The following is a 19,159-nucleotide window of genomic DNA, read 5'->3' as shown; positions in this document are numbered from 1 at the left end:
ACGTTTGCACAAGTTCTTCATACCATTATCAGCCTGACCAGGCAGCGGAATGGTGGCACGTTAGACACCACGACGATTTATCCTTAACAGACATACATCTACCGGTCATGAATACAGCGGTGACTCTACTAACAGAACAAGCGCCTCAGACGTTAGAAAATTTTAAACGGCTTGATTGCCAATTGGTTGTGATTCTGGATTTCGGTTCTCAATATTCTGAACTGATTGCCCGTCGCATCCGCGAAACTCAAGTATATTCCGAAGTCCTGTCCTATCGTACTACAGCTGCACATTTACGCCAACTCAATCCCAAGGGAATTATTTTCTCTGGTGGCCCGAGTTCAGTTTATGGTGATAACGCTCCCCATTGTGACCCAGAAATCTGGAATTTGGGAATACCTATTTTAGGTGTGTGTTACGGTATGCAGTTGATGGTCAGCCAGCTCGGTGGGGAAGTGGCAAAAGCTGAGCGAGGTGAGTACGGCAAAGCATCATTATACATAGATGATCCCACAGATTTGCTCACTAATGTTGAAGATGGCACTACGATGTGGATGAGTCACGGTGACTCAGTGACGCAAATGCCACCAGGGTTTGAATTGTTGGCACATACAGAAAATACTCCCTGTGCTGCCATTGCAGACCATGAAAAGAAACTTTACGGCGTCCAGTTCCATCCAGAGGTGGTACATTCCATTGGTGGTTTAGCATTAATCCGCAACTTTGTCTACCACATCTGCGATTGTGAACCCACGTGGACAACAGCAGCTTTTGTCGAAGAAGCGATTCGGGAAATTCGCGCTAGAGTTGGCGAAAAGCGGGTATTGTTGGCACTGTCTGGGGGAGTAGATTCTTCTACCTTAGCCTTCTTGCTGCATAAAGCAATTGGCGACCAACTGACTTGTGTGTTTATCGACCAAGGCTTTATGCGTAAATTAGAGCCAGAACGGTTATTGAAACTATTTCAAGAACAATTTCATATTCCGGTAGAATACGTGAATGCTCGCGATCGCTTTCTGGCGATCGTTGCTGGTGTCACAGACCCCGAAGAAAAGCGCCGTCGCATCGGTCACGAGTTCATCCGTGTATTTGAAGAAACATCCAAACGCCTCGGTCACTTTGACTATTTGGCTCAAGGCACTCTTTATCCCGATGTGATCGAATCCGCCGACACCAACGTTGATCCGCAAACTGGTGAACGTGTAGCAGTAAAAATCAAAAGCCATCACAATGTTGGTGGATTGCCTAAAGACCTGCGATTTAAACTAGTGGAACCGCTGCGGAAACTATTTAAAGATGAAGTCCGCAAAGTTGGGCGTTCAATTGGTCTACCAGAAGAAATTGTTCAACGGCAACCTTTCCCTGGCCCTGGTTTAGCAATTCGGATTCTGGGCGAAGTCACCGCTGAGCGCTTAAACATCTTACGCGATGCCGATTTGATTGTGCGGCAAGAAATTAACCAACGCGGCATGTATCATGATTTCTGGCAAGCGTTTGCTGTGTTGCTACCGATTCGCAGTGTCGGAGTCATGGGTGATCAACGTACCTATGCTTACCCAATTGTCCTGCGGATTGTTACCAGTGAAGATGGCATGACTGCTGATTGGGCGCGTGTGCCTTACGATGTGCTGGAAGTAATTTCTACCCGGATTGTCAATGAGGTCAAAGGTGTTAATCGGGTGGTTTATGACATCACTTCCAAGCCGCCTGGAACCATTGAGTGGGAGTAATCAAGTTTTGAATGTTAAGTTGACTTAACTAAAAGCTCATCGCTCTTTTCTATGGATTAGATTTGCATACTTAAAAAGGGCAATGCCGATTTAACTCATTTTCAGTGTCGGTATTGTCTATTTTTTATATTCACAAATAGTACTATTTTGTCAAGTCTATTCCCTTGGTTTAATTCTTAAAACCAAATCTTTGTATATAGTTGTGACACTGTAAAAAAAGATTTAAGTAATGCAACCGTAAACTTTTAATGCCGCAGTCTGAGCATTGAAAGGTTTATTCTGTTAAGTGTGACTAGCTAATGGAGAAGATTCGTGGAATTTTTATCCGATTCAGTTGTGCTATCACGCATGCAGTTTGCACTGACTGCACTATTCCATATGCTTTGGCCTGTGCTGACTACAGGAATGGGGATTTATTTAGTCATTGTTGAAGGACTATGGCTAAAGACTCGTAATCCAGACTATTATCTCCATGCCCGCTTTTGGGCTAAGTTCTACATTCTGAACTTTGGGATTGGTGTAGCAACAGGCATCCCAATGGAATTTCAGTTTGGCACTAATTGGGCACCCTTCTCCGAAGCGGTAGGTAATTTTTTCGGTAGTGTTATCGGTTTTGAGGCTTCTTGGGCGTTCATGCTCGAAGCTGCTTTTTTAGGAATTATGTTATTTGGCTGGGAGCGTGTTAATCCTACTATTCATTATCTTGCTACTATTTTGGTTGCTGTTGGCGCCAACCTCTCAACCCTATGGATTTTGACAGCAAATTCCTGGATGCAAACTCCATCTGGTGGAGAAATGGTTAATGGCAAGTTTATTGTCAGCGATTACTTTCAAGCAATTTTAAATCCTTTCATGGTTAACAGTGTACTGCACATGTTCTTTGCCACACTGGAGACTTCTTTGTTTGTGATTGGTGGAATTAGCGCCTGGTACATTATCCAAAGACGCCATCAAGCTTTCTTTTCACAGTCTTTGAAGATTGCCTTAGCTGCTGCGATCGCAGTTGCTCCTTTACAAATCTACATTGGGCATTTGAGCGGTGAACAAGTCCATCACTATCAACCCACAAAACTGGCAGCAATGGAAGCCCAATGGGAATCTTCACCTGCCGGACAACCTGCTGATTGGAGCTTGGTAGCTATACCCAACGAAAAAGCACAGAAAAATGATTGGGAAATTACTGTTCCTAATGCGCTGGGATACATTCTGGAATTCAAAAAGAATCTCTCTGAACCAGTACGCGGATTGAAAGAGTGGAAACCAGAGGATCGTCCTCACATGGTGGGTTTAATTTACTACGCTTTTCGCATCATGATTGCCATTGGCTTTTTCTTCGCTGGATTGATGCTGTTGAGTACGCTGCAATGGTTACGTGGCAAGCTCTCAGCAGAAAATATTACCCAGCAGCGATGGTTGATGTGGGCCTGGGTGTTTGCGGCTCCTCTGGGATACATCGCTGTAGATTCAGGCTGGATTGTACGCTGTGTGGGACGACAGCCGTGGACTCTTTACGGGCAAATTCGCACAGTTGATGCTGCTTCTCGTCTTCCCGCTAGCAATGTTTTAGTCTCACTAACTAGCTTTGCAATAGTTTACAGCTTTTTATTTATTGCAGTCTTGTACTTTGGTAGCCGCATTATTCGTAGAGGGCCAAATCTCGACTTGCCAGTACCAGGCGTAGAAATTACCAAACCAGCCGTGGATACTACCCCTGGAGAGTTTGTTCCAGATGAACGGCCTGTAGAAGCACAACAGTAGGAGATTACATGGAGACGCTAAAGTATTTTCTTCCCCAAGTATGGTTTGTAATTTTAGCTCTCTTTTTATTCCTCTATGTAATGCTCGATGGATTTGATTTAGGGGTGGGTATATTATCTCTTACCTCGTCTGATGATGAACGCCGGGGCATCTTAATGACCAGTTTGAGCAATATTTGGGATGCCAACGAAACCTGGCTAGTTTTAATGGCGGGTGGACTGTTTGGTGCATTTCCCTTAGCCTACGGCACAATTTTAAATGCTCTGTACATCCCCATTTTCGTGATGGTGTTTGGGTTCATCTTTCGGGGGGTGGCATTTGAGTTTCGAGAGTTAGCAAGCCGCAAATTATTTTGGAATTTTGCCTTTGGCGCTGGTAGTTTTGCCGCGGCACTTGGTCAAGGATTCGCCCTTGGTGCTGTGCTGAAGGGTATTGCAGTTGATGAGGCGGGACATTTTATCGGCACAACTTGGGACTGGCTGAGCTTACCATCGCTACTGGTGGCTTTGACGTTAATTCAGGGATATGTGTTAATTGGTTCCACTTATCTTGTATGGAAAACCACAGGGGAATTGCAGGAAACTCACTATAAAACTGCTAAAATTGCTGCTTGGACAACAATGCTTGGGGCGATTTTTATTACGATTACGACGCCGATATTTTATGAAAGTGCTAGATTGCGGGTGTTTCAACCACCCCTAGTTTTTATCTTTGCCGTTATTCCCCTACTGGGGGTAGTGTTGGTTTCGCAACTTCTTAGCAGTCTCAACCGTAAAGAAGAAAGAGCACCTTTCGTTTGGACTATTCTCCTATTCGTACTGTCATTTATTGGTTTAGGATTGATTGTCTTTCCCTATATCATTCCCACTGAGATAACTATCTATGAAGCAGCAGCCGATCCCAGTTCGCTGGTGATTATGATCATCTTTATTGGCTTTCTTATCCCCGTGATGCTCTTTTATAATCTCTACCAGTACATTGTTTTCCGAGGTAAAGTTACTGGCGGTAACTACGGGGAATAGATATACAGTTAACAGTAAACAGTTAACAGTAAACAGTTAACATAATTGGGTTTAGGGGAAACCACTAAAGAGGCGAGTATTGATAACTGAAAACTAATAACCCAAAGCTAGTAAACATAATTGGGTTTAGGGGAAACCACTAAGGAGGCGAGTACTGATAACTGAGAACTAATAACCCAAAGCCGATTAGTAACAGACGCTATCTGGCAGGTTTAAATCTCCCAACTGTTTACTGTTCACTGTTCACCAGCACTTAGCACGATTAGGTGTAAATGTGTCACCAGGGTTTAAATCCCCCAACTGTTTACTGATTTAACCGCTACATCTAAAATGCGAACAATTGCGGAAATTAACGAAAAAATCAGTCGCCAACTTGCAGTAGTTTTGACAATTGAAGAATTAAAAGCACGAGTTGCAGAAATAGGTATTAACAAAGCTGCGAAAGAAGTGGATGTAATTACCACTGGCACTTTTGAGCCAATGGAATCAAGTGGTGCAATTATTAATCTTGGACATACTGACCCACCAATAAAAATTCGTCGCTGCTGGTTAGATGGTGTTCCAGCATACTCTGGGTTTGGAGCAGTAGATTTATATCTGGGTGCGAGTTGTGCTGTGGAAGTGATGGATGGAGAAGAGATCCGAGAACGCGGCGGTGGTCATGTAATCGAAGATTTGATAGCTGGTAAACCTGTGCACGTAAAAGCGCAAGGTCAAGTAACAGATTGTTACCCCAGGGCAACGTTTGAAACTACAGTTACCAATGAAACAATAAATCAGTTTTATTTATTCAATCCGCGCAATCTTTATCAAAATTTTATTGTGGGTGTAAATGGGGGCGATCGCTCACTTTTCACTTATCTCGGCCCTTTACAACCGCATCTGGGAAATGCCGTTTACTCAAACCCCGGTGCTATTTCCCCTCTACTTAATGACCCCGATTTGCAACTGATTGGCATTGGCACGCGGATTTTCTTAGGTGGCGGCATCGGTTACGTTGCTTGGGAAGGTACGCAGCACTTTCCTTTACAAAAGCGTTTAGCTAATCGCACTCCAATTGGGCCGGCTGCGACTTTAGCTTTAATTGGTGATGCTAAGCAAATGGATGCCCGCTGGGTGCGGGGTTGTTATTTCAAAAGTTACGGCCCTTCATTGATGTTGGGCGTTGGTGTTCCACTCCCTGTATTAACCGAAGAAGTAGTAGAACACTGTGCCGTGCAAGACAAAGACTTAGTAGCCCCAATAGTGGATTTTTCCATTCCTCGACGTGTCCGTCCTACCTTTGGTTTAGTGAGTTACGCCCAACTCAAGTCTGGGCGTATCACTATTGAAGGCAAAGCTGTACGCGTTGCACCTCTGGCAAGTTTATTTTTTTCTAGGCAAGTCGCCCTAGAGTTGAAACAGTGGATCGAAGCAGGTACTTTTACCCTCACCGAAGCTGTTTCCCCAATTCCGATGGAGCGATCTTTTTTACCCCAAGACCGCTGGACGGATTTTTGATACTGGGGATTGGGGAACTCGGGGCCCCCTCTGGGGATAAGGGGCAATGGGGACTAGGGACTAGGAGAAATAGGAGGAATTATTGAACAAGTCTCCACCCTTTCTTTTGTCTACCTTTGTCTACCTTGTCTGTTCCTAATTCTCAATCCCTAATACCCAATCCCCAGTCCCTAATCTTGGGTTGGCTTGGGTCGTTTGATCGGCTTAGGAGCGGGCGTTTTGGGTATAGGTTTTGACACCGCAGAGGGGTCGCCGCCTGTTTTCTTGATTGGACGTGGGGTTTCTCCATTGCGTCTGGGGGGGAATGGTTTTCTGCCACCGCCAGCACGAGGAGCACCTTTGAAAGGTGGTCGGCGTTTTTTGGGTAAATCAGCGATCGCTTCAGCTTTATCTACCACTAATACATCAGATTCCCTTTTAACTTGGAAGTCCCAGAACTTTCCTACTGCTTTGGTACCAAGTACACCTCTAAGTTTCAACTTAAAATACTTAGGTTTATCAGTTGGTTTACGTGGAGCCTGCTTAATTTTGACCACTAAGCTTTTAGCGTCAAAAGACTGGTAAACTACTTCGCCACGAACAGAAAAACCACCATCTGTAATCTCTGATGAGGGGGTCTGAACACTTATAGTTTCGTCATTCTCGGATAAACCATCATCGGGCGTCTGTAACTCTTGTGACTCTGAATGCTCATCTTCTTCTGTTGGCTGTTTAGCGAGATTTTCTGGCTCCCAAACTCCAACAATTTGGAGGTGCAAGGTGTCATTTTCTTGCCTTGTGCGCGGATAAACCACCCACAGATGTTCTTTTTCCAAGTCTAGGTGATTCTTGACTAAGCTCATAATCCGACCTAAAAGGACGGCGTTGAGTTCTACATCATCTGTGGTCAGCAGTGTACCTTGAGTGAATTGTTCGCTGCTAGCATGGTAGCGACCACGAACTAAACCGATCGCTCGGTACTGCATTGGTTCACTGGGAGGTGGAATCGGTTGCTGCCGATTAGCTAAGTTCTCATTTGAGGCATCACTAGAGTTAACGGGCGAATTCTCTAGCTTAGTGACTTTGACTGGTACAGTATTAACATTAGCGGCTGGTTCTATATTAGTTGGGCCCTGGTTAGAGGCAGAAGAATTAGAAGGTTCAGGCAACGGCATCAGGTCGGAATTCATAAAAACTCCTTGCGGCGGAGACACATCCCATTGTGGGATTTTACTAAGGCGGCTGAAAAGAGCGTTTGTGCGGCTGGTGAAAGTATATTTTCTTTCAACAAAGTTACATCAGAGCGCCCTATACAATTCTAAAGACGCTAAATTCATCATTTATATACTAAATGTGTCGTTTAGCGCCTTTACACTAGTTTCGGAAGCATATCATAGCTACGATTCTGGCGGCTCCTCCTAAAGTCATCACTTACTTTAGCAGTGTGGATAGTTATTTGTTATAAAATTCACAGGCAATTGGCGGAATTCCGCAAGGTTTTGGAAATTTTTAACTTTCCAATTTGTGTAAATGATAATGTCATTAGAGTTCAGGAGAAGGACAAAATTGTGTCTCAACCACGCAATCGCTGGATAGTAAAGGTCGTTTTGGTCATAGCAGTTCTTGCTTTTGTGGGTGTTTCCGTAGTTCCCATAATTAGAGCATTTAATAATACGCCACCTTCAAACCAAAATACTTCTAATACCAGAGGCAGCTCACCTTCCTCTGACCAAAAATCACAATTAGAAGACCAAGTACGGGGTTATGAACTGGTTTTACAACGGGAACCAGAAAATCAAACTGCGCTCAAAGGTTTGTTACAGGCACGGTTGACATTGTTAAGTCAAAAAGCAAAAGGCGAGGTGCAACCGACTGATATTCAAGCGGTAATTGAACCTTTAGAAAAGTTAGCAAAGCTGAATCCAGAACAGTCAGAATATGCAGTGCTGCTAGCTCAAGCAAAACAGCAAATTGGCGACAAGGAAGGAGCGGCTCAAGCTTATCGCTCAATTTTAGCCACGAGACCGGGTGATCTGAATGCTTTGCGAGGAATGGTAGCTCTGTTGCTGAGTCAACAACGCCCGGAAGCAGCTATTGGTTTGCTCCAAGATACCCTCTCTAATGCTGCTCAAGCGAATAAAATTCAACCTGGAAGTGTAGATGCGATCGCGGTGCGGGTACTATTAGGAACTGTTCATGCTTCTCAGAAGAATTATCCACAAGCTACCTCTGTATATGATCAAGCAATTCAAAAAGATCCTAAGGATTTTCGTCCTGTTTTAGCAAAGGCAATGCTTCTGAAAGAACAAGGCAAAGTCGCAGAAGCAAAACCTTTATTCGATACTGCCTTGGCTCTAGCACCTGCTCAGTACAAAGACGAAATCAACAAGACAGCAGCATCTCCATCTCAGGCTCCTGCTGTACCTCCTGTACCTCCTGTGCCCTCATCTGATACACCTAAGTAGGGGGAGTGGAGGAGCAGAGGAGCAAAAAAATAATTCTCTTTTCCCATGCTCCGTCCAATCTCTAATAGCTTCTCCCCCTCCTTTTCTCTCCTCACGCTCCTTCAATGGCGGCAACGACACCAAAGATGAGAAATAGGCATCCACCGACAAAAGTGAGTTGACGCTCCGAAATACGACCAGCAATCATTTTGCCACCGATAACAGCGATCGCAGCACAAATGGCATGACCTAAAATTGCACCCATCGTTACCCCAATTGGGTTGTTTCCAGCTGCTAGAGCAATGGTAGCAATTTGCGTGCGATCTCCCCACTCTGCCATAAATGTCAATACAAAGGCTTCTATTAAAATTGCTAAGGGGGTTTTGCGTTTTGGTAGCTGCAAATCTGCCTGTTCCACTGCTGCTTTTGCTTCTTCTACAACTTCTGTGTCACAAGTAGAGGCAGACATTTTACTCGCTTCGTACAGCAGCTTAATACCAAAAACAAAAAATAAAGCTATTTCGGCGTAATGAATATAAACTTTTGGCAACAAAGCCGCTGTTTGCCCTAACAGCACCGAAAGGATTGTCATCGCAGCTAAAGCGGCTGTCACTCCTATGAATACCAGCCGCCGCGAGTGATGCATTGCCAAAATTACAGCGATAAAAAATGTTTTATCACCTAGCTCTGAAACTGTAATTAATAATAAACCTGCGGTAAAAGCTGTTAACACTCTCTCAAGCTCCTAAAGAATCGTTTACCGATGTGAGCTTGACAAGAGCCAAAAGACCTCACCAAGCACACACTTTTTGATGTGAACTTAGTGAAGGTCTCGCTTTCAAATATTAATTATTTGCCACCTGAACCAGGCTTAATGCCAGTATGTTGATTCAGATGCACTGGCTTTTAATCTTTTTAGCCAGTAGCTACTCCCCTTCTATACGTTAGGTATTGTACATCTGCCCCAGTTGTGAGTCAAGGTAGTCAAGGAAGAGAGCAAAGGAGACGGAGAAGAAACTTGTTTCATTGGAACTGCTTTAATAAGTTCATGCAGAGATATGTGATTCTTGAAAAATTGGAGCAGTCTGCTGCATTACTTGATTAAAAACTAGAGTTGTTTTAGACAAATGCGGCATACCGACTCGCATAAAATATGTATCGTCATAGCAGTTGTAATCGCATAACAGTTCCTCTCCTGGTAGGATGTCGCGTGCTGTCACATCTTGTCGGGGAGTAGAGATAATGTTCGGAAAATCTGGCTCATGATTGATGAACCTTTGATCATCAGAACAGAGGACATACAGCCCTAATTCTTTATCATAGTAAGCATACTTCCAAAAGATTTCTCTAGCCGGAGCAGGCATTCTTAATATGTCAGTTTCAGAATAAGCAGAGTCAAAATCGGGATGATATTGCCATGTTACTGTTCCTTTGGGAATAAATTGGTCGGCAAATAATCCAATACCATGAACTTTGCTAGATGCAATCTGTGTTTTTACTAAAAGCATTTTAAAGTATCCTTAAACCCATAACACCAAGAACAATCAAACCAATGCAAAGAGAGCGAAATAGTCCGTAGCTCTCACCAAAGAAGACAATATCTGCAATCACAGTACCGATAGCTCCAATACCAGCCAGTACCGCATAAGTAGTTCCAACCGGAAGTGTTTTTAGTGCTTGTGATAAAAAGTAAAAACTCAGGATTGTAACAACAGTGGTTGCTGCGGTTGGTAGAAAGTTTGTAAATCCGTTACTCCACTTTAAAGTGACTGCCCATGTTGTTTCTAAAAGACCTGCAATCAGAATATGTATCCATGCCATAAGTTTGAAACACTTAATTTAAAAAATTTAGGACAGCAATTGACTTCTCCAATAACTGTTATCATTACTGCACAGTTTATCTAGCTGAAGTCTCAATCTTGCCGATGTTATTTAGGAAGCCTAGCGGAGGTGGAAATTTCAATATCACTCTAGTCACATTGTCTAGTTCATCACGAAGATTTTGATAGATTTTAGGTCTTTGACTCCAATGAACGTTTGGTCGCAGATGATGTTCTTGGTGATAACCTTCATTGCAGAAAAGTAGATTGTAGATGCGACCATAATGACTGGTTGAATTGGCATAGAAATTTTCAGGTGTAGCGCCAAAGTGTTCATAATAATTCGCTAAATACGTTATGAACCAACCAAAATAAAATATGGGAAGCACAAAGAATAAAAAAAACTTCCATGAAATCAGCAAGTATCCAATAATTGCCAAAATACAAGCACCTGATTCTAAATACAATTGAACACTTTCTTTGTGTTTCTCCGCGTGATGAAATGAGTTAGTCATGTCATCCCGAAGAATTGCCAAAGCACAGTAAGTTATGACATTTTCACTTTGACCATTTTTACCATAAGCAAAGGTAGAAGAAAGATCTTGAGTCTGACCGTGTGCATCTTGTCTATCGTTACCATAACGATGATGATTGAAATGAATATGACGGTAATGCGTTACAGGAGAAATTAGATTAGCAGAGTTTACTACCGCATATAAATTATTCAGGAATTTTGAATGAAACCAAGGTGTATGGACAAAATTGTGAGTTGCAACTAGAGCGTTGTACCAAAATATAAACAGACAAAGCGGATAATACAGAAGATTATCTAAAAGACTGTGCGATTCCCAAGTTAACGCCAAGTAAATATTTAGCACTAACTGAAAAATTGTCATAGCAAAAGGAAGGCTATCCCACCAAGAATACCTGAACAACATTCTTATTTTCTTTGCTTGGGTAAATGTCAAAAGATGTGTGAAAACTATTTGGTGATCAGCCAAGCATTTCGTAACATCCTAAATCTCTATTAGAAAAGATGTAATACTTGCGTAAGCAAATTTTTTACAACTTGCTACAGCAAAATAAACCTCTGTAATACAGTGGCTTTAATTGATTAAAGGTTTGCGAGATTCATAGCCGAAATTATCCTCTTTTTACGGAGGAACAAAATAGGGAAAACATTTAATACTTGCAGATACATCCTCTTAATATAGAGGTGTATTAATAACCTTGACGAAGACCCTGATGACAAAACTGTCAAAGGCTATGTTTTAGTGATAAAACTTTTATTTTTTCTTCATCTTTATACGAGTTTCCCAGTATTTACACTTCGTGTCAAGTAAATCAACAAGCTTTGCGAAATAAACATCCGTATTTACACGAATATGAAGTTATTCCGTATTTAACTTGCATATATTGATCAAGATAGTCAGCAAGTAGATGATTATTTAGACACTATCTGGCGTTTCTAAATCAAGATTGTCGCCAAAACTTATATTTGCTGCATGATTTTGTGTCTTAAGGACTAAGAAAAGTATTTTTTAATCCTCAAGACACAATTAATATCTCCGCTCTTTTGGCTCAAACATGGTAGTTACCACTGGTCGATATTGAATATCAATTCCTGCTGGTGAATAGTAAGCCATTGTGTGCTTAAGGAAGTTAGTATCATCTCGTTGGGGATAATCTTCGCGGAAGTGTGCGCCACGGCTTTCCTGGCGATTTAAGGCTGATGCTAAAATTGTTTGCCCTACTATCATCAAACTCCGTAGTTCTAAAGCCTCCACGATTTCTGTATTCCAGCAACTACCTTTATCATCTAAATAAATTTGTGGGTATTGCTGTTGTATCTGTGCTAATTTCTGCGAACCTTCACGCATTAGTTCTTCGGTGCGGAAAACACCACAAAATTGAGTCATGCAATCTTGGAAGGCTTGACGAATTTGGTTGATGCGGTACTGTCCTGGCTGCTCTAGCAAAGCTTGGATTTGTTGCTGGGCTTCTGTTACATAACGTTGCTCGTCTACAGAGGGCAATTTACGTGTTTGTACATACTGAGCGATCGCAGCACCAGTTCTCTTACCATAAACCACGCATTCCAGCAGGGAATTACTACCAAGGCGATTTGCACCATGAACAGAAACACAAGATGTTTCCCCAGCGGCAAAGAAACCATCAACTAGACCATCGCCACTACTACGGACTTGACCATCAGTGTTAACTGGGATACCACCCATACAATAGTGAATTGTTGGGCGGACTGGCATCGGCTGAGTTACTGCGTCAACGCCTACTAGGCGGTGTGCTTCTTCCCAACAGAAGGGAACGCGGCTCATGATTTTTTCTTTGCCCATGTGGCGCAAGTCAAGATAGACAAAGGGGCCGCCAGCACTACCATCAGGATGAATACCGCGACCTGCGCGAATTTCGTAAGTGATCGCCCGTGAGGTAATATCACGAGGAGCCAGTTCCATGCGACTAGGTGCGTAGTTCGCCATAAAGCGATCGCCTTCACTATTGATCAGATACGCCCCTTCGCCCCGTACTGCTTCGGAAATCAGCACACCTACAGGATACAAACCCGTGGGATGAAATTGGACAAATTCCATATCTTCTAGGGGCAAACCTGCGATCGCAGTCATTGCTAAACCATCACCAGTGGAAGCGTAATCATTTGAGGTGGTGTTATAAACACGACCATATCCCCCCGTCGCAAACATCACCGCTTTAGCCCGCACGACCTCTATATGCCCATCTATGAGGCTGTACATCACCACACCCTTCGCCTGACCCTCTTCCAAAATCAGGCGCATGACATACCACTCTTGATAAACTTGCACACCATAACGCCGCAAGTTGTTTACCAATTCGTGCAGAATCGCGTGACCGGTCTTATCAGCGGCGTAGCAAGTGCGGTTGTGGGAATGTCCACCAAAAGCCCTTTGAGCAATGCGACCATCAGGCAAGCGAGAGAACAAAACGCCCATGTGTTCCAAGTCAATCACCACATCTGGCGCTTCTTTGACGAGAATTTCTACTGCATCTTGGTCTGCTAAGTAGTCGGAACCTTTGACAGTATCAAAAGCGTGTGCTTTCCAACTGTCTTCTGAATCAACATTTTTTAGTGAGGCTGCCATACCACCTTGAGCAGCCACCGAGTGAGAACGAATGGGGTGGGTTTTGGCAACCACAGCAATGTTTAAGCTGGGGTTAGTACGGGCGATTTCCACAGCAGCGCGACATCCCGCCAATCCGCCCCCAACAATAATCACGTCATGTTCTAGCATAATTAGCCCTCGACTGCAAAAAGCTGCTGTTCTATTGTAGAGACGTGATTCATCAGACAGTGCGTTGTAGAGAAAAGTTTGATGCTCAAAAACCTCAGAACTTCCGCATCTCAACAAAAAAATTCCCTGTCTTTAGGCAGGGATATCATTTCAACTTTGGATTTTGATTTTGTGAAAAGCTCCAAGCAGAAGCTAGTATGTTGGTTTTCAGATTTGAGTCGGAAAATTACTCAGCCAGCCGCTTGTACAGGTTGTTGCTGAGAAATATTACCAGGTATAGGTTCGGTCTTGGTTGCTGCATCTACAGGAGTTACTTCAATATGATTTAACAATGTAGTGACAAATGCAAACAGCAAGAAAGGTAGCGATAGCAGAACGACAAGACCCACCGTTGCTAAAGCATACACTGGTCGCCTAGCACCCATTAGCGCCAAGGCTGAGGCCAAACTTAGGGTAATTGTGATCAACCAAACAATTATTTGACCATATATATCACCAAAGGTCAGGGTACAGACAAACCGATATTTTTGAATATTACTCGTGGTCATCACATTTGCCTCAAGTCTCTCCTATAAATTCTACGTTAGAGCCATGTTTGGTTTCTAGACAATTTCTAAATATTTTTGCAAGGTTTGTAATATCGCTTTACAATTAACTTCTTTTGTTAATGAAGGAAATTTTTCAGTTAACTGTTAATATTTTTTACGAACGAGTGATGTTACCTACAGACCACAAATTATGAAAGATAGCATCAGACGATCCTTTAATGACGATAATATAAATTAGCCCCAATAGTGGTGAGGCACAGCCAAATGGTTTTGACTCCTCAACAACTAGACGCCATCATGCCTGACGCTAGTCAGCTATATAGCGATGAGCCGGAAATGGAAAGTTCCCTGCATTATATGCAGCTATTGCTGCTTGTCACTTGCTTAGAATGGCTGTGGCGTGACAGAAATGATTACTTTATTGGTGCTAATCTCACCATTTATTTTAGTCGCCAACAACTGCGAAATCGTGATTTTCATGGCCCTGATTTTTTCTTAGTTAAACAGACACAAAAGCATCCCCGCAACTCTTGGGTAGTGTGGGAAGAAGATGGTAAATATCCTAATTTGATTATTGAACTCCTCTCAACCAGCACCGCCGATATAGACCGAAATTTGAAAAAAAACCTATATCAAGACCGTTTCCATACACCAGAATATTTCTATTTTTCTCCAGACACTTTAGAATTTGCTGGTTTGCGCCTAGTAGGAAGTGAATATCAAGATATTCTACCTAATGGTAATGGCTGGCGCTGGAGTCAGGAGTTAGATTTGTACCTGGGTATAGATTCAGGCAAACTACGTTACTTTACTTCTGAAGGTGTTTTAGTGCCAACACCAGAGGAAACCGCATTACAGACACAATTGGAGTTACAACAACAAAACCTAGAGTTACAACAAGAACGCCAACGGGCTGAACGGTTAGCAGAAAGACTGCGATCGCTTGATATTGATTTAGAATGAATTAGTGATTATTTCAACTTAAATTCATCAAATTTTATAACCTCTGAATCTGGCTTGCGGGTATCAAAACGTCGATAATTTGTAGTCAATTTTCTACTAACTTGTTATTGAGCCAATACAAAAACTGTGTGTTCGACTACTTAAAAAGTGGAATAATCCAGGCAGCCGTAATGCTAAGCAAAATTATAAACTCTATGACAGCCAATGCAAGCGGTGACTGGAAGCCTTTTGACCATGAACCCCGACGCAGGTTCGTCCACCATCTGGAGAGATGAGTAGACCACAGAACCGGACTATCTTTGTCACGGAATTGCCAATTTAGCATTGATAGTAGTAGCGTTAGTCCACCCACCCTTGCATTCATGAGGATGTGAACAGCGATGGAAACAACCATAATCACCCAGGCAATTAAGTGTGCGTAGTACCAGGTATGGTTGAGTTCTCCCTTTGGCAGCCATGTTTCATCCATCATCTTACCGCTGAAGAGGGCAAAGTTTAATGCAAAAAGCGTAAACGTGTTGGTAAAACGGTTTAACGTGTACCACCAAATTGGTTTACCAACTTCAGCTAATTTAGAGAAAGAATCGGGTTGAATAAGCCGCTTTTGCCCCCTATGAAACGCATAGAGAACAAAGGTAGGGAAAATTAGCAAGGTACACAGCCCAAAAGTTCCGTGCAAACCTTCAATTTCTTTATAGGAAGGAAGTGGAATTCTTCCCCATCGGCCATCATAAAGATCATAAGTCCAGAAAGCAGTCAGAATTGCAGCAATGAGAAAAAGACCAGTGAGTCCATGCAGAATACGCAAGAGCAACGGTTGATAAGGCTGAATTGATTTCATAAAATAAAATTCTACTAATACGCGCTAGCTTTTGCAGAGCAGTTTCACTCTTCATCTTGCAACTCTGAGTGCGATCGCCCTATTCTACTAAAAACTTCAGAATGAAGCTTTCTGGCAGCTTCGCTGCGTTAACTGGAAGAATCGGCAGATTAGACTTATAAGTGCTATGAGTACCAAATCAGCTCGCTCTTAATGCCCCAATACAGTACAGATAAGCCGAAAACCCTGATTTAGAGACGCGATAAATCGCGTTTTCAAAGACTTTATGTTGATTTAGAATAAATTAGCGACTATTTCAGCTTAAATTCATCAAATTTCACAACCTCTGAATCTGGCTTGCGGGTATCAAAACGATAACTACTTATCGTACCTGTCCCCGTATCAAAGATACTGAAAACCGTAATATCCTTACTGGCAATATAGGGCATTGGTTTACCATCTTCGCCTAACAAGGGTGCGATCGCTGGTACTATAGGTTCTAAACCATTAGGATTGCCTTGCTTAACATAATCCTCTTGATACCCAGTTGGTACTTCTCGCTTTCTTTCACCCCAAGCAGCGCCATAAGTGTTACCAACATTAGATGTTTCTAGAAAGTGCATTCCATTAGGACTAACAAAGCGGTTCCACAAATGGGAATGTCCATAGAATACTAATTGTACATCAGCCGTTTCTAGCAAGGGGACAACATCGCGGATAATATAATCTGCGTCTTTAGGATATTCGTAACGCACTGCTTTAATTTTGCCATCATCCCGTTCAATTATCTGTACTGGGTCTGTATATGCAGGAACGATATTATCACCCAGTGTGTGAGGTGGATGATGAAACATCACAACTTTGTATTTTGCTTGTTTAAACTCAGGGCTTTTAAGTTCTGCCTTTAACCAATTGTACTGCGTGCTGCCTTTAGCAATTGGTTCATAAATAATCTGTCCATAACCCCACTTTTCAGGATTATTTAAATCTTTTTCTGCTTCCCGATATCTACCTTTATTCTTTCCATCTAAGCTGGGAGTCCGCCACATATTAGTAACATACAGTACTACCAGACGCACATCACCAAAGCTAACTGCATAATACCTTTTTCCACCCTCTTTACTTTTTGGGAGAGTGAAAATTTCTTCGTAGGTAAAAGTATTAAAAGAATTATCTATTAGGGATTTACCGCTATACAATTTTTGGGAAATTGCACGAGGAATCGTATTATCAAATTCATTGTTTAAACTTCCCGTACTAGCAAACCGTCCCATCACCTCATGATTACCAATGCAAGTAAACATAGGTGCATATTGAATAATTTTCCCGCCAGTGTAAGTTGTTTTAACGCCATTATGGGTTATTTCATATTTGGCACGACCTTGCAAACCGGGAAACAGCGCACCACCACTATTATCATCAAACCATTCTGAGGCGCGATCGGGCGTATTGATTAAATCACCAGCAAACCATACTCCGTCTACTTGTCCAACTGTCTCCACCACTTTTTGCAGATTTGCTGCTGTCATCGGTTTCAATTGATGGTCAGAGGTCAGCAAAATCTTCAGCGGTGTACCTGGTTTTGGCGTGGCTGCAAGGGTAAAAACATCGCTGCTAACACTCTCATCATCTTTGTGCACACTTGTGATACGATAAGGAACACGCATACCGGGAGTTAAACCAGTCACCTCAGCTTCATGTCGCCAAATGTCGCGTTTAACAGGTTCTTGATAAACTTGTCCGTTTTGGGTTTGGCTTGCTACCCGCGATTGCTGGTCTTCGCGTATGCGACTGAGTTGAGTAGTACTTGCCTTGACAGTTTGTTTGAGATTTTCACCGTAGCTGACTATGTGTTTAACACCAGCAAACTCAGTAAACCAAACTACTCGTACTGAAGTTTCAGTTGGCAATTGCAAAAAGGGGTCGGTCAGCAGTTGGGGTGCTGATGTCATAATTGTTTGACCAAATGAATGCACGCCTACCAGAGTAAAGCATATAACAAGCACAAGCACAGCCATATAAGGGATTTTACGGCTGCTTAAGCGTCTGACCATGAGTAATATACCAAATATTTTTAGGGTGTTCACGATTGACCGCAATTCTATTATTAGCTTTGTCGGCGAACACCTTAAAAAGTTTCTCCGTTTTGCTTTATATCGCATAAAGCATCTATTTCAGTATTACACTTCACTTACGGAGTTTTCCAAAGGTTTATAACTTTTATACCATTCCTTGCCGATTTCAGTGATTTTACTGCGGTAGCAAGGTATGGGGTAAATTAAATTTGATTTGTAGCTTTCTTTGGTAAAACTACTTTTAGAAATATTTAATTACAGAGTAGTTAATGTGTTTCAATTATAAGTTTACTGTAAAAAATACTATTAATCAATTAGCAGTAGCTTGCTACTTTAATTTACAAAATCAGGCTAAAAACTGACTATATATTAGGCTTTGTTTACCTATTGCATAAACTTTGGACGTAACCGCAGCAGATTTTAATGTGACTAGCGGCAATTTTTAATCCTCTAAAAATTTCAGAATTACTGCGAGGTGTAAGCCTTGTGGTCAGATTTTGTTGCGTTTTTTTAGGAAAAACATACAACTGGCACAGGTTTGATATTTATGTCTGTATTGAAACTGCAACAGTCTGTCTTAAATTCACTCCAAAATCTGAAAAGTTTTGATGCAGTCAAAAAATTATTTTGGAGTCAGTTGAACTACGAACGAGTTAATAAAGAGCTTTCTCATAGAACATTTACTGATGCAGTTGCTAATGAACTTGCAGATGACCCCTTATTATTAGCATCCGCTTATTAGCATTCGCTGGTACTAATAATATTTTTCACGTAATTTATGCACGTCTGAAATCTTAACTCCTCAAATGTCTGGGAATATTTTAAAAGTATGTGTTCTGAACTTTTAGGCAAAAGTTTAGAATTACGCAGTATTTACATGAATAAAATTCCCATACCTAACGCTTCTGCTATTGAACGTGAAGTCATATCTCAACTAGTACAAAGCTTAGACGCAAAAGGCGTTAACTGTGAAACATGGGAAAAAGAAATAGATGAACGAGTTGCCGCCCTTTACGAACTGTAATAATTGCTAATTCCTAATTCAAATAATATTAATAACTAAACTTATTACAAAAGTCCTGATTTCTATAGCAATCCTAAGTCATTTCTGAGAAAACACCATACTCATGAAGCTTTGGGTAGTCAAAAAATTGACAATGAATTGAGATTTCAAATAACGCTTTGACTACAGTAAAAGAATGACAGAAAAAAT

The 19,159-nt window shown here is 42.0% G+C and carries 17 protein-coding genes and 1 pseudogene; 8 read left to right on the top strand and 10 right to left on the bottom strand.

The genetic code is table 11. From position 1 onward, the window contains the following. Window positions 1-107 precede the first annotated feature (107 nt). The 4 genes from guaA (at window position 108) to FNW02_RS15110 (ending at window position 6,010) form a co-directional block, all read left to right on the top strand. Window positions 108-1,730, top strand: a complete 1,623-nt coding sequence (gene guaA / locus FNW02_RS15125; protein WP_191758361.1) for a glutamine-hydrolyzing GMP synthase — start codon at window positions 108-110, stop codon at window positions 1,728-1,730. 312 nt (window positions 1,731-2,042) lie between these two features. Continuing rightward, window positions 2,043-3,488, top strand: a complete 1,446-nt coding sequence (locus tag FNW02_RS15120) for a cytochrome ubiquinol oxidase subunit I (RefSeq protein WP_191758360.1) — start codon at window positions 2,043-2,045, stop codon at window positions 3,486-3,488. Window positions 3,489-3,496: 8 nt separating this feature from the next. Next, window positions 3,497-4,510 carry a cytochrome d ubiquinol oxidase subunit II gene (gene cydB / locus FNW02_RS15115; protein WP_191758359.1) on the top strand — a complete coding sequence of 338 codons (1,014 nt, stop codon included), beginning with the start codon at window positions 3,497-3,499 and terminating at the stop codon, window positions 4,508-4,510. A 330-nt stretch (window positions 4,511-4,840) separates the two neighbouring features. Continuing rightward, complete coding sequence (locus tag FNW02_RS15110) at window positions 4,841-6,010, top strand: homocysteine biosynthesis protein (protein WP_191758358.1); 1,170 nt, start codon at window positions 4,841-4,843, stop codon at window positions 6,008-6,010. Window positions 6,011-6,180: 170 nt separating this feature from the next. On the opposite strand, the gene FNW02_RS15105 is transcribed toward FNW02_RS15110, so the two are convergent. Then, window positions 6,181-7,179, bottom strand: coding sequence for a hypothetical protein (locus FNW02_RS15105; RefSeq protein WP_191758357.1), 999 nt, complete (start codon window positions 7,177-7,179; stop codon window positions 6,181-6,183). A gap of 378 nt (window positions 7,180-7,557) precedes the next feature. Between FNW02_RS15105 and FNW02_RS15100 the strand changes: the two genes are divergently transcribed. Further along, window positions 7,558-8,454, top strand: coding sequence for a tetratricopeptide repeat protein (locus FNW02_RS15100; protein WP_191758356.1), 897 nt, complete (start codon window positions 7,558-7,560; stop codon window positions 8,452-8,454). Window positions 8,455-8,545: 91 nt separating this feature from the next. On the opposite strand, the gene FNW02_RS15095 is transcribed toward FNW02_RS15100, so the two are convergent. From FNW02_RS15095 to FNW02_RS15070, 6 genes are all read right to left on the bottom strand, one after another. Next, complete coding sequence (locus FNW02_RS15095) at window positions 8,546-9,166, bottom strand: TMEM165/GDT1 family protein (protein ID WP_191758355.1); 621 nt, start codon at window positions 9,164-9,166, stop codon at window positions 8,546-8,548. A gap of 313 nt (window positions 9,167-9,479) precedes the next feature. Beyond that, window positions 9,480-9,941, bottom strand: coding sequence for an SET domain-containing protein (locus FNW02_RS15090; protein ID WP_191758354.1), 462 nt, complete (start codon window positions 9,939-9,941; stop codon window positions 9,480-9,482). 1 nt (window position 9,942) lies between these two features. Continuing rightward, a complete protein-coding gene (locus tag FNW02_RS15085; protein WP_191758353.1) occupies window positions 9,943-10,254 on the bottom strand; it encodes a DMT family transporter in 312 nt (103 codons plus the stop codon). 76 nt (window positions 10,255-10,330) lie between these two features. Then, window positions 10,331-11,191, bottom strand: a complete 861-nt coding sequence (locus FNW02_RS15080; RefSeq protein ID WP_191758352.1) for a fatty acid desaturase family protein — start codon at window positions 11,189-11,191, stop codon at window positions 10,331-10,333. A gap of 621 nt (window positions 11,192-11,812) precedes the next feature. Beyond that, entirely contained in the window at window positions 11,813-13,540 is a 1,728-nt protein-coding gene (locus FNW02_RS15075; RefSeq protein ID WP_191758463.1) for a succinate dehydrogenase/fumarate reductase flavoprotein subunit, read from the bottom strand. Between the two features lie 230 nt (window positions 13,541-13,770). Further along, window positions 13,771-14,088, bottom strand: a complete 318-nt coding sequence (locus FNW02_RS15070; RefSeq protein WP_191758351.1) for a hypothetical protein — start codon at window positions 14,086-14,088, stop codon at window positions 13,771-13,773. A 264-nt stretch (window positions 14,089-14,352) separates the two neighbouring features. Between FNW02_RS15070 and FNW02_RS15065 the strand changes: the two genes are divergently transcribed. Beyond that, the gene (locus FNW02_RS15065) at window positions 14,353-15,051 is read left to right on the top strand and encodes a Uma2 family endonuclease (RefSeq protein WP_191758350.1); all 699 of its coding nucleotides are present in this window, start codon (window positions 14,353-14,355) and stop codon (window positions 15,049-15,051) included. A 136-nt stretch (window positions 15,052-15,187) separates the two neighbouring features. Here the strand turns inward: FNW02_RS15065 and FNW02_RS15060 are convergent, their stop codons facing one another. Further along, a complete protein-coding gene (locus FNW02_RS15060; RefSeq protein WP_191758349.1) occupies window positions 15,188-15,892 on the bottom strand; it encodes a cytochrome b/b6 domain-containing protein in 705 nt (234 codons plus the stop codon). Between the two features lie 290 nt (window positions 15,893-16,182). Further along, a complete protein-coding gene (locus FNW02_RS15055; RefSeq protein ID WP_225225663.1) occupies window positions 16,183-17,823 on the bottom strand; it encodes a purple acid phosphatase family protein in 1,641 nt (546 codons plus the stop codon). A gap of 670 nt (window positions 17,824-18,493) precedes the next feature. Between FNW02_RS15055 and FNW02_RS15050 the strand changes: the two genes are divergently transcribed. After that, window positions 18,494-18,688, top strand: coding sequence for a hypothetical protein (locus tag FNW02_RS15050; RefSeq protein WP_191758348.1), 195 nt, complete (start codon window positions 18,494-18,496; stop codon window positions 18,686-18,688). Window positions 18,689-18,823: 135 nt separating this feature from the next. Continuing rightward, on the top strand, window positions 18,824-18,970 hold the full coding sequence (locus tag FNW02_RS38660; RefSeq protein ID WP_225225662.1) for a restriction endonuclease subunit S domain-containing protein: 147 nt from the start codon (window positions 18,824-18,826) through the stop codon (window positions 18,968-18,970). Window positions 18,971-19,043: 73 nt separating this feature from the next. Here FNW02_RS38660 and FNW02_RS38655 read toward each other — a convergent pair. Continuing rightward, window positions 19,044-19,159: pseudogene (locus FNW02_RS38655) on the bottom strand (IS630 family transposase); the annotation flags it as partial.

The sequence above is a fragment of the Komarekiella delphini-convector SJRDD-AB1 genome (genome assembly GCF_014831675.1).
In the GTDB taxonomy this organism is placed as follows: Bacteria; Cyanobacteriota; Cyanobacteriia; order Cyanobacteriales; family Nostocaceae; genus Komarekiella.
The sequence above is the reverse complement of the archived record's forward strand: the minus strand, read 5'-3'. Positions and strand labels throughout refer to the sequence as shown.